This is a genomic window from Nonomuraea sp. NPDC049141, from assembly GCF_040648415.1.
Taxonomy (GTDB): Bacteria; Actinomycetota; Actinomycetes; order Streptosporangiales; family Streptosporangiaceae; genus Nonomuraea.
Genome location: NZ_JBEZDR010000003.1, coordinates 111,750 through 126,435 on the forward strand (window position 1 = coordinate 111,750; position 14,686 = coordinate 126,435).

Genomic DNA, 14,686 nt, shown 5'->3' on the forward strand with positions numbered 1-14,686 from the left:
CTTTGTAGTCATAAGATCACTGGATTTTTGATTTGCCGGGACAAACGGCTGCCAGACGGTGAAGGATGGCAGGAGCTGCGGTCACGTTGCGAAGGCGGTGTGGAGAGGGCGCCGCCTGCAAGGAGGTGTCGCCGACCCGGAATCGGCGGGGCGCTCCGTTGATGGAAAAGTGCTGGTTACTGCGTTGCGTACCTGGATCAGGTCCCTGCGTCCCTTCGAGGCCATCGCCGTACAGGCCTTCATCGAGCGAACGATCGACATCCGCGAGGCGGAGCGCTTCATCAGGCTCTTCCACGCCGAGAATCCCGGCGCCGGCGACGTGCACGCGCGGCTGCGTGAGGTCGCCAGGGACGTGGCCCGTCATGGGACCTACGTCCATACGTTCGAGGAGCTTCAGTTCGGGGCCAGGGTGGCCTGGCGTAACAGCAGCCGCTGCATCGGGCGGCTCTACTGGCGGTCGTTGAGGGTGCGCGACCGCAGGCAGGTGAACACCGCTGAGGGGGTGGCCATCGAGTGCGTGGCTCATCTGCGCGCCGCGACAGGTGATGGGCGGATCCGGCCGACGGTCACCGTGTTCCCGCCGGACACGCCGGCCAGGCGCGGGCCCCGGGTGCTGAACGAGCAGCTCATCCGGTACGCCGGGCATCGCATGCGGGACGGCTCGATCGTCGGGGATCCCCGCTACGCCGACTTCACCACGATGGTCAGGGGGCTCGGCTGGCGTGGCGGGGAGGGGAGGTTCGATGTGCTGCCGCTGGTGATCCAGCCGGAGGTGGGGCGGCCGCTGCTCTGTAATCTGCCGGGCGACGCGGTTCTGGAGGTGCCTTTCACGCATCCGGAATATCCGTGGTTCGCCGAGCTGGGGCTGCGCTGGCATGCCGTGCCGGCCATTTCCAGCATGTGCCTGGAGATCGGCGGGTTGTGCTATCCGTGCGCGCCCTTCAACGGCTGGTACATGGGGGCGGAGATCGGCGCCCGCAACCTCGCCGACGTCGACCGCTACGATCAGCTGCCCGTGGTCGCCGAGCGTCTCGGGCTGAACACCGCCACCGACCGGTCGCTTTGGCGGGATCACGCGCTGGTCGAGCTGAACGTGGCCGTGTTGCACTCGTTCGAGCGGGCGGGGGTCACGATGACCGACCACCATACGGAGTCGAACCGGTTCCTCACGCACCTGGAGCGGGAGGAGAAGGCGGGGCGCGTCTGCCCGGCGGACTGGTCGTGGATCGTGCCGCCGATCTCCGGCGGCGTCACCCGCGTTTTCCACCGCTACTACGACAACCCCACGCTGACTCCGGCGTTCGTCCACCACAGCGGTTGATCGCGCGGCCTGCGTGGAGTGGCCTCGGGTTTCTTGCGTTCCGCCACTAGAATATGATTCGGTTGCCCCATGGCGGAACTCGTTCTCACCTCGGCCGACCAAGGCGTGCTCACCCTGACCTTCAACCGCCCCGACAGGCTCAACGCCTGGACGGACGCGATGGGCCGGCGCTACTTCGACCTCCTCCAAGAGGCCGAGGAAGACCCGAACGTGCGGGCCATCGTGGTGACCGGCGCGGGCAAGGGCTTCTGTTCGGGCGCCGACTTCCAGACGCTCAGCGCCCTCCAGGCCGGCTCCTACGACGAGACGCCGGATCCGCGCCCCAACACCTTCCCCACCACCATCGCCAAGCCGATCATCGCCGCCGTCAACGGCGCCTGCGCCGGTCTGGGCATGGTCCACGCGCTGGCCTGCGACCTGATCTTCACGGCTGAGGACGCCAAGTGGACCACGGCCTTCCCCCGCCGCGGCCTGATCGCGGAGTACGGCCTGTCCTGGATCCTCCCGCGCCTCATGGGCCAGCAAAGAGCCATGGACATCCTCCTGTCGGGAAGGGTCTTCACCGGCACGGAAGCCTACGAACTCGGCCTGGCGAACCGCTCGGTCCCAGGCGACTCGCTGCTCGCCACGGCCCAGGAGTACGCCAGGGAGCTCGCGATCCACAGCTCACCGGCCTCCATGGCCATCATCAAGCGCCAGATCTGGAACGACTGGAACGTCACCTTGGAAGAATCAGCCAAGACGGCGACCCAGGAGATGCTCGCCTCCTTCAACCGCCCGGACTTCGCCGAGGGCGTCGCCAGCTTCCTGGAACGCCGCTCACCGAACTTCCCGCCCCTCTAGCCAGGAAAGAAGCCGCCCGGACGGCGCCCCGAAGACCACCCAGACGGTGCCGGTGCGCACGTAACGGCGGCAAGCCGGTGAACCGGAGGAGCGTTCCCCTGGACAGAGGCCAGCCCCGCGCAAAGGGTGGGGCCCACCGGGCTGGCCGTAACAGAAAAATTGGCCCTAACAGAAAGTCAAGAAAGGCGTCGAGCGCCTGATGCGGGGGTGGCGGGGAGGAAGCGGGGCGGCTGCCAGCCGCGTTCCGCGTAGGCGCTGTTCACCGACTCCTTCACCGACTCCAGGCGGTCGTCGGCCACCAGCGCGATCGCCGAGCCGCCGAAGCCGCCCCCCGTCATGCGGGCGCCCCGGGCGCCGCCGCGCAGGGACGCCTCCACGGCCAGGTCCAGCTCCGGTGACGACACCTCGTACTGGTCGCGCAGCGACAGGTGGGACGCGTTCAGCAGCGCCCCGATCTCCGTGATCGCCCCTGCCCGCAGCAGGCCGACGAGCGCCTCGACGCGGTGGTTCTCCGTGACGATGTGCATCGTGCGCTTGCGTTCGTCGCCCTGCAGCTGTTCGAGGGCCCCGGCCAGGTCCGTGACGTCGCGCAGTGCCGCGACGCCCAGCTTGCGGGCCGCCGACTCGCACTCCGCGCGGCGCTTGGCGTACTCGCCGCCCGCGTGCTCGTGGTGCACCCGCGTGTCGATGATGAGGATGCTCAGCCCGTGCGCGGCCAGGTCGAGCGGGATGTTGCGGGAGCCGAGCGAGCGGCAGTCGAGGAACAGCGCGTGCCCCTCGGCGCTCAGCGCGGACGCGGCCTGGTCCATGATGCCGCACGGCATGCCGACGAAGTCGTTCTCCGCCCGCTGGCTGAGCAGGGCGCGCTCCATGGGCGTCATGCCCAGGTCGTACAGGTCGTCGAGGGCCGAGGCGACGGCCACCTCCAGCGCGGCGCTCGAGCTGAGCCCGGCGCCCGCGGGGATGTCGCCGTCGATGGCGATGTCGGCGCCGCGTACCCGGTCGCCCAGCGTGGCCAGGACGCCGACCACGTAGCGGGTCCAGCCGCGGGACTCCTCGTGGCTGGAGATGACCACCGGGTCGCCGGGCGACTGCAGGGACAGGAGCCGGATCGTGCTGTCGTCGCGCGGGCTGACCGCCGCCGTGACGCCCCACGGCACCGCGAAGGGCAGGACGAAGCCGTCGTTGTAGTCGGTGTGCTCGCCGATCAGGTTGACCCGGCCGGGCGCGTGCCAGACGGTACGCGGGTCGCCGCCGAAGGCGGCACGGAAAGCATCGGTAACGCGCATAATCCAACACTCCTCAACAAAGCTCCGACCGTAGACTAGCGCCATGGAGGAGTTGGTGGATCCGGCGCTCGCCTCCGTCCGGGTCTTCCTCGTCCGCGACGACAACAAGGCGCGCAAACTCAAGTACAACCTGGGCCACCCGCGGGTGCTCACGTTCGGTGGCGCCTACTCCGGCCACATCAGGGCTGTGGCGGCGGCCGGGCAGCGGGATGGGTTCGAGACGATCGGGGTGATCCGCGGCGAGGAGCGGTTGCCGCTCAATTCGTCGCTGGCGTACGCGGTGTCCTGCGGCATGCGGCTGACCTACCTCGACCGGGGGACGTACCGGCTCAAGCACACGCCAGAGGTACAGGCCGCGCTACGTGAGCAGTGGGGCGACGTGGCGATCCTGCCGGAGGGCGGCAGCAACGCGGCGGCCGTGCGCGGGTGCGCCGAGTTGCCCGCCGATATCGCAGGGCTGCCCGGTGAGATCGGTGGCGGCTACGACGTGATCTGCTGCGCGGTGGGCACGGGCGGCACCCTCGCCGGGATCGCGGCCGGGTTGCCGGAGGGGCGGCGGGCGATCGGGTTCGCGGTGCTGAAGGGGGCCGGGTTCCTGGAGGGTGAGGTCGCGCGCCTGCAGCGGGAGGCTTACGGGCGTGTGTGGTCCAACTGGTCGGTCAACCTGGACTACCACTTCGGGGGCTACGCCCGCTCGACTCCGGTTCTCGACGACTTCATCGCGAAATATCGGGTCGAGGGGGTGTATGTCGGGAAGATGCTGTACGGCGTCTTCGACCTCGTACGCCAGGGCGCCTTCCAGCCGGGCACCCGCATCGTCGCCGTCGTCACCGGCGAGCCCTGGAACCCGGCGACCTGAATCCAGGCGACCTGGAACCCGGCGACCGGTCAGTTCTCGACCCCGGTCCAGGTGTGCGGCGCGCCCACCGGCTTCGACTCCGGCGACCCGCGCTGCCGCAGGTAGATCGACAGCGTCACCATCGACAGGACGGCGAGCAGCTCCGACTGCCAGTTCTGCAGGGTCCGGTTCCAGAAGTCCGGTGAGGTGGCGTAGGTGCCCCACGAGACCGGATCCCGCAGGTCGAGCAGTCGCTGGGAGTTGTACGACGCCACCCCGGCCACCGACTGCGCCAGCCACGACAGCACGAAGACGAGCCCCATCACCAGCCCGAGCGAGTTGCTGTACACCTGGCGCCGAATCCCGCCGACCTTCGCCCAGGTGGGGGAGTCGGGTCGCGCGTGGCGGCCGACGAGCTGCTCTTCGTCCGATCCGGGGCCCGCGTCGTCGACCTTCTTGGACTCCGGTGAACCCTTCTGCACCAGCCAGACCGTCACCATGATGTAGAGGAAGAACTGCAGGTATTCGGACTGCCAGTTCTCGGCCACGTCCACGGCGAAGTCGGAGGAGGCCACGTACTTGAAGATCGACACCGGCTCCCCGCCGTCGACCAGCTGCTGGTCGTTGAACAGGGCCAGCCCCGCGATGGCCTGCCCGCCCAACGCCAGCAGGAACATCACCAGGAACGTCAGCGACAGCCCGTTCTCCTTGATCTTCTTCATAGGTGGACCAGGCCCGTCGCGAAGACGCAGATCAGCCCCGTCGCGATGACGACGAGGGTGATCACGAACATCACCCGCATCAGTTCTCCACCTCGCAGTCGTAGGGGCGGTCGCCCTGCGGACGGCAGCTCGCGGCCGTGACCCGCCACCCGTCGCTGTAGCGGTGCAGGAAGAGAGTGTCGCCCGACAGTCGTACCTGGGCGTCGTCGCCCCAGACCCGCACCGCGGTGACCGGCCCGGCGGCGCCCAGCTTCAGGTCGCGCAGCGCCTCGGCGCACGTCTGGCCGGGGTCGGGCAGCTTCTCCGCGGTCTGTTCGGCGAGCAGCGCGCAGGCGGTGTCCTCCTGGTGCGCGGCGAGGGCGGTGCGGAAGCGCTCGGCGGTACGGGCCGGAGAGGTGGTGTCCACGGCGCACCCGGCGATGATCAGCGTCACCGGCAGCACGGCGAGCAGCATCCTCACGCGCCCCCTGCTACCCACTTACGTGTCGGGCATGCTCCTAACCGAGCTGGTCGAGGATGGGGGCGACGAGTTGGTTCAGCTCGCGTACCAGCACCACCAGGGCCCGCTCCGCGCTCTGCTCGACCTGATCATGCGGGCCCTCGGGCTCCGGCGGCAGGTCGTCGAGCGGCACCGGCACCTCGACCAGCAGTGTCGCCCGCAGGAACGGGATCCTGGCCAGGTCCTGCTGCGTCGGCTCGACGTACTGGCCGAACGTCTCCTGCCAGCCCAGCCAGCCGCGGTCGCGCCACCAGGCCCGCGAGCGGGTGAGCTCCTCGGGCAGCGGCGAGACCAGCCGGATCCGCGCGTTGAGCGTGCCGTCCCACGTGTTGCGGTCGCAGGTCGCCTCCAGGATGCGGCGGTCCCAGCGCACGTAGCCGGGGTTCAGCGACGGCGGCGTGGCCAGTCGCCAGGCCGCGCAGGCGAACCTGACCGGCGCGATGTCCCCCCACTCGAACTCTTCGAGGTTCTTGCGCACGTGTACGGCGTAGCGCCCGTCACGATCCCTGTCGAACTCCTGGTCGATCCAGAACGCTCTAGCCATGGGGACTACGCTACGGCGCTCCGAGCGGTGATGGCCCCAGGTCCGGAGATCCGGAGAATGTGCGGTAACCAGGCGACTACACATGTAGCTTTTTCACATTATTAGCTGACTGGGGAGTACGGCATGGAGTCAGAACAGCTCGCCGCGGCGATGAGGTACTGGGAAGATGGAGACCTCGGTGCGGCGGCGGTGCTGTTCAGGGAGAACGCGGCCACCGGCGATCCCGAGGCGTCGCATCTGCTGGCCTGCCTGCTGGAGGAGCAGGACGACCTCGACGGGGCGGAGGCCGCGCACCGGTCGGTGATCCAGTCGGGCGACCCGGTCTTCGGGCAGCGGTCGGCCATCGCCATGAGCATGATGCTGATCGCCGCGCGGGAATGGCCCGCCGCCTACCGGGTGCTGATGATCGCCTCCGACGGCGCCGACTTCGAGGTGGCCGCGCTCGCCGAGACGGCGCTGGTCCTCGTACTGACCGAGATGGGCGACGGCCAGGGCGCGGCTGAGGCGCTGGAGCGGGCGCGGCGCTGTGACAGTCCTGCCGTGGCCGAGCTGGCCGCCCAGCTGGAGCTGCCCGACTTCGTCCCCCACGATCCCGGTACGGCCCGCGACCTGTACGAGCTGGCGGAGGACGAGGACGACTACCGGCAGTTGCTGACCTGCGGCGATCCCGAGGTGGTGTCGTTGTCGGCGTTCCGGCTCTTCCAGATGTACGCCGATGAGGAGGACTTCGTGGCCGCCCGCGAGGCGTGCGAGCACGCGATCGCCGTGGGGCACGCCGACCACCTGGCCACGGCCCACCGGCTGCGCGGCGCGGTCCTCGTCGATCTCGGCGAGTACGCCGAAGCGGCGGCCTCCTACGCCACGGCCGCCGAGGACCCCAGGCCCGAGGAGCGGCTGCCCGCGCTCATCGAGCAGGCCAAGGTGACCGCGCAGCTCGGCGACGTGGTGGCGACGAAGGCGATCTTCCACCGGGTGATCGCCAGCGGCCAGCGCGAGTACGCCGTCGAGGCCCAGGCGTGCCTGGCACAGATGCACACCGAGGCCGGGGAGGTGGCCGAGGCGCTCGCGGCGCTGCGGGCCGTACTGGAGGCGGGGGAGTCGGAGTGGTCGTCGATCTGCGTCACACTGCTCGGCCTGCTGCTCGACCGGCACCCGGACGATCGGGAGAGCCTCATGGCGCTCGTACTCGACGCGGCCGAGCACGACGACCCCGACACGGCGTTCAAGGCCGCGCTGCTGATCGACCACGCGGCGCGGCAGCAGCCGCTCGCCGACCCGGTGGAGGAGCAGGCGCTCCTGGACGTCGACGAGGCCCTGCGCCACCTGCAGGCGGGTGACCTGGCCGGGGCGCGGCGGCTGCTGCGCAGGGCCATCGACTCCGGCGCGGCCACGCAGTCGGTCCGGGCCATGATGACGCTGGCCGAGCTGGAACTGGGCGAGGGCGACCGCGAGCAGGCCGACGAGCTGCTGTCGTACGTCGCCGAGGGTGACGATCTGCTGCAGGGCTTCAGCGCCGAGTTCTTCCTGCACCTGCTCCGCGAATCGGGTGACGAACCGCATCCCGTGCTCCGGGCGGTCATCGACCACCAGCGCCTGGGCAGGGAGGAGGGGCTGGTCCGCTACCGCCAGGCCATGGAGCACCCGAACCCGGCGACGGCCGCGATCGGCACCGCGGTGTTCGCGCAGGTGCTGGCCTCCATCGGGTATGACCTGTCGGACGCGGCCCAGCTGTTCCGCGCGGCGGCCGAATCCGGTGATCCGCTCGCGCTCTCGTACACGGCCACCATCTTCAAGGACGTCCTGGTGAACCAGGACCAGACCGAGGAGGCGGTCGCACTGCTGCGCCGGGCCCGCGTCGATGGGCATCCCGGGTTGGCGCCGTGGGTGGCGTACGGGCTGGGTGAGCTGCTCAGTGAGGATCCGGGTGAGGACTTCGGCGCGGGTGAGGGAGCGGGGGCGCGCGAGCGTGATCTGGTGGAGGCGCGGGCCGCGTTCACCGCCGCGATGGAGACCCGCCATCGGGGGCTGCGGGTCGAGGCGATGGGTGCGTTGCTCGGGCTGTTCGAGCGCCAGGGCGATCTGCTGGCCGCGTGCCGTCTGCACGAGCGGTTCGTCGCCGAGGGTGACCCGGTCCAGGCGCCGCGCAACGCGTGGCTGCTCGGACTCACCCGGGTACGGATCGACGACCTCGACGGCGCTCGTGCCGCGTTCGCCCATATCCCGGAGACTCACCCGGAAGAGGGGGACACAGGACGCTACGCCCGGTTCCTGCTCGACCGCGACTTCGGTGCGGCGGCCGCGGCCTTCGAGGAGATAGCCGACGACGGCCGGTCCTGGATGGCGGCCATGCTGGCGATGCAGAGCTCGCACGCCTGGCACCGGCAGGGCGAGACGGCCGCCGCGGACGGGGCGCTGTCACTGGTGCTCGACATCGGTGACCCGGACTTCCAGCAGGAGGCGGCCTGCTACCTCGGCGCCCTACGCCACGACGCCGGCGACCCGCACGGCGCGATCGCCGCCTGGCAGCAGGCCGCGACCGGCCCCGACGAACGCCTCGCCACCATCGCGCACCGCGACCTCGCCCGAACCTGGCACACCCTCGGCGACCTGGCCACGGCGGCACAGGCATACCGGAAGGCACTGGCGGGGTACGGCGAGGCGGGTGTGGGGCACCAGGAAACGGTGGCTGCCGGGCACGCGGCGAAGGACCAGGGGACAGCCGCCGGGGCTGAAAGGGCGTCCGCGGCAGGAGCGTACGGAGAGGCGACGGTCGAGGCGCACGTGGCTGAGGCTGCGTTGCGGCTCGGGGAGATTCTGATCGCGAGTGGGTCGACCGACGAGGCTCGCGAAGTGCTGCGGGTGGTGTTCGGGGATGCGGCGGTGCCGCAGTTGGCCCGGCTGCTGCGGGATGCCGGTGATCTGGAGGGAGCGCTGGCGGCTGCGGAGATCGCGGTGGGGATCGCACCGGGCGCGGAGGCGGTGTGCCTGCTGGGTGGTCTCCTCGCGCGGACCGGCGATCTCGCGGGGGCGCGGGCGGCGTTCGAGCGGGCCGTGGCGGCTGATCCGGGGTCGGCGGGTGTCACGCTGGTGGAGGCGGGCCGGCGGCTGGAGGAGGCGGGCGACCAGGACGGCGCCCGTTCGGCCTACCAGCGTGCGGCGGTTCAGGACGTGGACCGGCAGGCCGCGGCCACGGCCCGGGTCCGGCTCGGCACGGCGTCGCCGGAGGAGCGGCCGTGGGTGCTCGCCGCCGAGGGCGACCGGCAGGGCGCGCTGACGGCTCTGACCGAGCTGACCGGTTCGGCGTCGATGGCCCGGCTGCTGCTCGCGCTGGACGCGGGCGAGCCGGCCGAGGTACGCCGCCTGCTGACCGCATCTCCTACGGCCACCGACGAGGCGTTCGCCGAGACGCTGGAGATGGCCAGGATGACCCGGGACGACGCTCTCGCCAGGGCGCTCTACCTGCTGGTCATCGAGCTGGGCGGGCCGAGATGGGCCGCGCCGGCAAGGCTGGGGCTCGGCGCGGACCTGGCCCGTGACGGCCAGTACAGCCAGGCCGAGCTGTGCCTTCTGCCCGCGACCGGAAGCGACGACGCCGAGATCAGCCTCATGGCGTGGCGCGACGTCTCCGCCGTCCGGCGTCGGCGCGGGGACCTGGACGGAGCCGTCGAGGCGCTGCGGGCCGCGATGCCGTCGACCGCCGTCGAGCTGGCCGGGTTGCTGGAGGAGGGCGGCGATCTGGCGGGCGCCGGTGACGTGCTCGATCGTGGCGCCGCGGCCGGGGATCTCGCGAGTCTGCGTCATCTGCTCGTCAATCTGTTCCAGCGGCGGGAGTACGCGACCGTCGCCGCCGAGGCCGAGCTGGCGATCGGTACCGGCGACCCTGAGACGGTGGCCATGGGCTACTGGGTGTGGGGTGACGCGTGCAAGGCGACGGATGACCTGGCGGGCGCGGTCGCCATGTACCGCAAGGGGATCGACACCGGTCACCCGAACGCGGGGATGCGGGTCGACCTCGCGGACGCCCTGCACGCGCTGGGTGACACGGCCGCCGCGGCGGGGGAGGCGCGACTGGCCATCGAGTCGGGCGAGACCGACGCCGTGGCCAGGGGCGGCCTTCAGCTCGGCTGCTGGCTGCACGAGGACGGCGACCCGCTCGGGGCCGCCGAGGCGTTCGCCGCCGCCGCGGGGACGGGCGCCGCGGGGACGGGCGCCGAGCCAACCCACGAATCGGCCAACGAGTCAACCAACGAGCCAACCCGAGAGCTGGCCCAGATGGCCCTGAACAATCTGAGCACCCTGGCCTACCAGGCGTACGAGCGGGGCGAGCACGCGCTGGCCGTACAGGTGCTGGCGCATCTGGGGCCGCACGCCGGGGTCAAGGCCAGGGAGCTCGCGGAGCTCTGCGACGACCCCGACGCCGTCCACCTCTACTACGAGCTGGTCGGCTCCGACGCCTTCACCGAGCTGGGGGTCGCCGAGCGGCTCGCCGAGCTCGGCGAGACGGCGCGGGCGCGGGCCGTCTACGAGCGGCTGAACGAGCACGAGGACCCGGACGTGCGGTTCGTCGCGGGCGGCAGGCTGCTGGCGCTCCTCGACGTCGAGAACGACGTCGCCGCCTTCTACGACCTGGCCGAACGCCAGGCGGGTGACGCCGACAGCCCGGTGCGGTCGGTGTTCGGCAGCCTGCTCGGCATGCTCCAGGGCCGCCAGGGCGACACCGAGGCGTCGCTGCGCACGCTGCGGGAGGCGGCCCAGAGCGGTGAGCCCACCGCGTTGAGCGTGCTCGCCCAGGCCCTGGTCGGGACCGGCGAGGTGGCCGAGGGCAGGGAGGTATACCGGCGCGTGCTCGTCGCGGGCGACGACGAGCTGGCCGCCAGGGCGATGGTCGCGCTCGGCCACAGCTACCACGACGAGGACGAGGACGAGGCCCGCCGGTGGTACGTCCGGGCGGTCGAGTTCGGCACCGGGCACGTCACCGCGCTCGGGGCGATGCACCTCGGGGCGCTGGCCAAGCGGGAGCGGGACTTCCCCGAGGCGCTCGGCTGGTACCAGCGGGTCATCGACTCGGGCGACACGGAGTCGGGCATGGCGGCCGCGCACCTGGGGGAGCTCTGCTACTGGCTGAACGACCGCGACGGCGCCGTGCGCTACTACGAGCTCACGCTGGGGCTGACCGAGCAGCCCGACCTGGTCGCCGAGGCCGCCTTCCGCCTGGGGGAGATCCGCTACGCCCACGGCGACCTCACGGTGGCCAGGCGGATGCTCCGGCTGGCGGCCGGCACCGACGACTCGCCCTTCGCGGCCGACGCCGAACAACTGCTGGCGAAGCTGGGATGAGCTTGTGCTTAATTAAATGACCAATTAGTCTCATCTAGTCAATCATTTGAGGTGAGACTGATGGCCAAGGTCGGCCGGCCCCCGCAGGACCCCGCGCGCCAGTTGGAGCGGGCGCACCGGATCCTCGACGCCGCCGCCGAGCTGTGCCTGCGCTGGGGCTACGACAAGACGACCATCGACGACGTGGCCAGGCGGGCGGACGTCGCCAAGGGCACGATCTACCTGCACTGGAAGACGCGCGAGCTGCTCTTCGCCGCGCTGGTCCGCCGTGAGCGGGTCCGCATGCTGGGCGAGGTCCGCGAGCGCGCGCCCGCGAACCTGCACGAGCTGCTCCGAGAGCTGGTCGGGGGGGTGCTGCGACGGCCGTTGATGAAGGCGCTGATCCTGGGCGACTCGGCGGTGTTCGGCAAGCTCAGCAGGCAGAAGCAGAACAGCGCGGCCGCGTTCGAGCAGGGCGCCGCGTTCGAGACGTACCTCGGCGAGCTGGTCGGGCGGGGAGTGCTCCGCTCCGACCTGGCTCCCGCCGAGCACCTCGCGATCCTCGTCTCGGTCGTCTACGGGTTCCTGATCACGCAGAACATGCTGCCCGAGGAGATGCGGACGCCGGAGGACCGGCTCGCCGAGCTGGTCGCCGACACCGCCATCCGGGCCATGGGCGCGGACGGCGTGCCGCCGGACGGCGACGCGCGGGCCGCCAGGCTGGCCACCCTCGGCTATCTCGACACCATCGAGGAGATCGCGCAGCGGAAACTCGCGGTCTCCCTAGGCGCTAAGGAGCGTGTCACGTGAGGGCCTTAATCCCTCTCGACGATGCCGCCGCCGACCTCGCGACAGCAGGGGGAAAGGGCGCTTCCCTGGCCAGGCTGACCAGGGCGGGACTGCCCGTTCCCCACGGATTCCACATCACCACCGAGGCCTACCGCGCGTTCGTCGCGGACTTCCACGACCGGATCCTCGACGCGGCCGCCGCCGGCGACGCCGCCGCGATCGCCGCCCTGTTCGCCGAGCACGACATGCCCGCCGCGATCGCCGCCGAGATCCGCGAGGCGTATGACGCGCTCGGCCACGACGTGCCCGTGGCCGTCCGCTCGTCCGCCACGGCCGAGGACCTGCTCGGCATGTCGTTCGCCGGGCAGCAGGACACCTACCTCAACATCAGGGGCGAGGCGCTGCTCGACGCCGTCAAGCGTTGCTGGGCCTCGCTCTGGAACGCCCGCGCCATCGCCTACCGCGAGCAGAACGGCGTGCCCCAGGACGACGTGGCGCTGGCCGTCGTCGTGCAGGAGCTCGTGGACGCCGACGCGGCCGGCGTCCTGTTCACCGCGAACCCGGTCAACGGCGCCCGCGACGAGATCGTCATCAACGCCTCCTGGGGCCTCGGCGAGGCGGTCGTCGGCGGCCAGGTCACCCCCGACACCGTCGTGGTCCGCGACGGCGCCGTCGCGGAGTCGCGCATCGGCGACAAGACGGTCATGACCGTGCGCACGCCGTCCGGCACGCGGGAGGAGCCTGTCCCCGACGACCTGCGGCGCCGGGCCGTCCTCGACCCGCCGCAGGCCGCCGAGCTGGCCGCGATCGGCACGCGCATCGAGGAGCTGTACGGCACCCCGATGGACGTCGAATGGGCCAGGCGCGACGGCTCGTTCTTCATCGTCCAGGCCCGCCCGATCACCGGCCTCAAGCAGCGGGCCGAGGAGTGGAACGACAGCCTCAAGGGCGACTACCTGTGGACCGGCGGCAACCTCGGCGAGGCCATCCCCGACGTGATGACGCCCGCGACCTGGTCGTTCGTCCGCCTGTTCATCCATGAGGCGATGGCCGCCTCGGCGCTGCCCGGGTTCGACCTGGTCGGCAACATCGGCGGCCGGTTCTACATGAACCTGAGCGTCATGTACACGATGGCCATCTCGCTCGGCATGCGGAAACGGCTGAGCGCCGTCGAGCAGATCTTCGGCAAGCTGCCGCCTGGCCTCGACGTGCCGCTGCTGACGGTCTCCCCCTGGGAGATCGTCAAGAAGGTCGTGCCGATGGGCATCAACATCCAGAAGCGCGTCCGTACGAACCTCAAGGGCCTGCGCCCCTTCCTCGCCACCGCGCAGCAGCGCGCGGAGGACCTGCGCGCCCGGATCGCCACCGCGGAGACCGGCCCCGACCTGGCCGCCCTGTGGGAGCGTGAGATCGAGCCGTACGTCGTCACCAGTTGCCGCATGCTGGAGGCGGCCGGCCGGCAGGGCGGGGCCACGCTCGTGTACACCCGCGACAAACTGCGCAAGATGATGGGCGACGTCGACGCCGAAGCCATGCTCACCGGCGCCAACGCCGACGGCGAGTTGGCCAGTCTCGGCCCGGTCCTCGGTCTGGGCAAGCTGGCCAGGGGCGAGATCGACCGTGACACGTTCGCCCGCTTGTACGGGCATCGCGGCCCCCACGAGTTCGAGGTCTCCCTTCCGCGCCCCGGCGAGGACCCGGCCTGGATCGACGCCCAGCTCGCCGGGCTCCGCGACATGAGCGCCGACACCGAGGCCCTGTTCGCCCGTCAGAAGAAGGCGCGCGAGGAGGCGTGGGCGCGGTTCGCCCAGCGTTATCCCCGCAAGGAAGCCAAGATGCGGGCCCGGGTCACCCGGTGGAACCAGGTCGTCCGCGACCGCGAGAGCGCCAGGTCGGAGAACATGCGGGCGTTCTGGGTGCTGCGCGCTTTCATGCTGCGGGCCGGGCAGCTCACGGGGCACGGCGACGACGTGTTCTTCCTCTATCTGGAGGAGATCCTCGGCCTCCTGCGCGGTGACGCGTCCTCACTGGACCAGATCCCGGTACGGCGGGCGACCTACGAACGCTACGCCTCGCTGCCGCCGTACCCGACGCTGATCGTCGGGCACTTCGATCCGGTGCGCTGGGCCGCCGACCCCGGCAGGCGGAGCGACATCTACGACGCGCGCGGCGGGAGCGCGCCGGTCAGCGACACGGTGACCGGTTTCCCCGGTGCGCCGGGCATCGTTGAGGGCGTCGCCCGGGTGATCGCCTCGCCCGAGGACGGCGAGCGGCTCAAGCCCGGCGAGATCCTCGTGACGACGCTGACCAACATCGGCTGGACACCGATGTTCCCGCGCGCCGCCGCCGTCGTGACGGACATGGGGGCGCCGCTGTCGCACGCCTCGATCGTGGCCCGCGAGCTGGGCATCCCGGCCGTGGTCGGTACGGGCAACGCGACGATGCGGCTGCACGACGGCGACCGCGTCCGGGTGGACGGCGAGCGGGGCACGGTCGAGTTGCTGGGCTGAGGGTGCTTCGGGCGT

Annotated in this window: 10 protein-coding genes; 6 read left to right on the forward strand and 4 right to left on the reverse strand. The window is 71.1% G+C overall.

Translation table 11 applies throughout. The features are described 5' to 3' along the window. Positions 1–184 precede the first annotated feature (184 nt). A complete protein-coding gene (locus tag AB0B91_RS09175; protein WP_358317738.1) occupies positions 185–1,321 on the forward strand; it encodes a nitric oxide synthase oxygenase in 1,137 nt (378 codons plus the stop codon). A gap of 69 nt (positions 1,322–1,390) precedes the next feature. After that, positions 1,391–2,164, forward strand: coding sequence for an enoyl-CoA hydratase-related protein (locus AB0B91_RS09180; RefSeq protein ID WP_358317740.1), 774 nt, complete (start codon positions 1,391–1,393; stop codon positions 2,162–2,164). Positions 2,165–2,340: 176 nt separating this feature from the next. Here the strand turns inward: AB0B91_RS09180 and galK are convergent, their stop codons facing one another. Beyond that, a complete protein-coding gene (galK, locus tag AB0B91_RS09185) occupies positions 2,341–3,453 on the reverse strand; it encodes a galactokinase (protein WP_358317742.1) in 1,113 nt (370 codons plus the stop codon). A gap of 43 nt (positions 3,454–3,496) precedes the next feature. Here galK and AB0B91_RS09190 point away from each other — a divergent pair, with 43 nt between their 5' ends. Then, positions 3,497–4,312: a 1-aminocyclopropane-1-carboxylate deaminase/D-cysteine desulfhydrase gene (locus AB0B91_RS09190; protein ID WP_358317744.1), complete on the forward strand. Its 816-nt coding sequence runs from the start codon at positions 3,497–3,499 to the stop codon at positions 4,310–4,312. Positions 4,313–4,341: 29 nt separating this feature from the next. Here the strand turns inward: AB0B91_RS09190 and AB0B91_RS09195 are convergent, their stop codons facing one another. From AB0B91_RS09195 to AB0B91_RS09205, 3 genes are all read right to left on the reverse strand, one after another. Then, positions 4,342–5,013, reverse strand: a complete 672-nt coding sequence (locus AB0B91_RS09195; RefSeq protein WP_358317746.1) for a DUF6766 family protein — start codon at positions 5,011–5,013, stop codon at positions 4,342–4,344. Between the two features lie 79 nt (positions 5,014–5,092). Then, on the reverse strand, positions 5,093–5,473 hold the full coding sequence (locus AB0B91_RS09200) for a hypothetical protein (RefSeq protein ID WP_358317749.1): 381 nt from the start codon (positions 5,471–5,473) through the stop codon (positions 5,093–5,095). A 37-nt stretch (positions 5,474–5,510) separates the two neighbouring features. Continuing rightward, a complete protein-coding gene (locus AB0B91_RS09205; RefSeq protein ID WP_219527414.1) occupies positions 5,511–6,056 on the reverse strand; it encodes a hypothetical protein in 546 nt (181 codons plus the stop codon). Positions 6,057–6,179: 123 nt separating this feature from the next. Here AB0B91_RS09205 and AB0B91_RS09210 point away from each other — a divergent pair, with 123 nt between their 5' ends. From AB0B91_RS09210 to AB0B91_RS09220, 3 genes are read left to right on the forward strand one after another with little or no spacing between them, the layout of a single operon-like run. Beyond that, the gene (locus tag AB0B91_RS09210) at positions 6,180–11,393 is read left to right on the forward strand and encodes a tetratricopeptide repeat protein (protein ID WP_358317751.1); all 5,214 of its coding nucleotides are present in this window, start codon (positions 6,180–6,182) and stop codon (positions 11,391–11,393) included. Positions 11,394–11,453: 60 nt separating this feature from the next. After that, positions 11,454–12,182: a helix-turn-helix domain-containing protein gene (locus AB0B91_RS09215; protein ID WP_358317753.1), complete on the forward strand. Its 729-nt coding sequence runs from the start codon at positions 11,454–11,456 to the stop codon at positions 12,180–12,182. Beyond that, on the forward strand, positions 12,179–14,671 hold the full coding sequence (locus AB0B91_RS09220) for a PEP/pyruvate-binding domain-containing protein (RefSeq protein ID WP_358317755.1): 2,493 nt from the start codon (positions 12,179–12,181) through the stop codon (positions 14,669–14,671). The genes AB0B91_RS09215 and AB0B91_RS09220 overlap by 4 nt, the downstream gene beginning before the upstream one ends. Positions 14,672–14,686 lie beyond the last annotated feature (15 nt).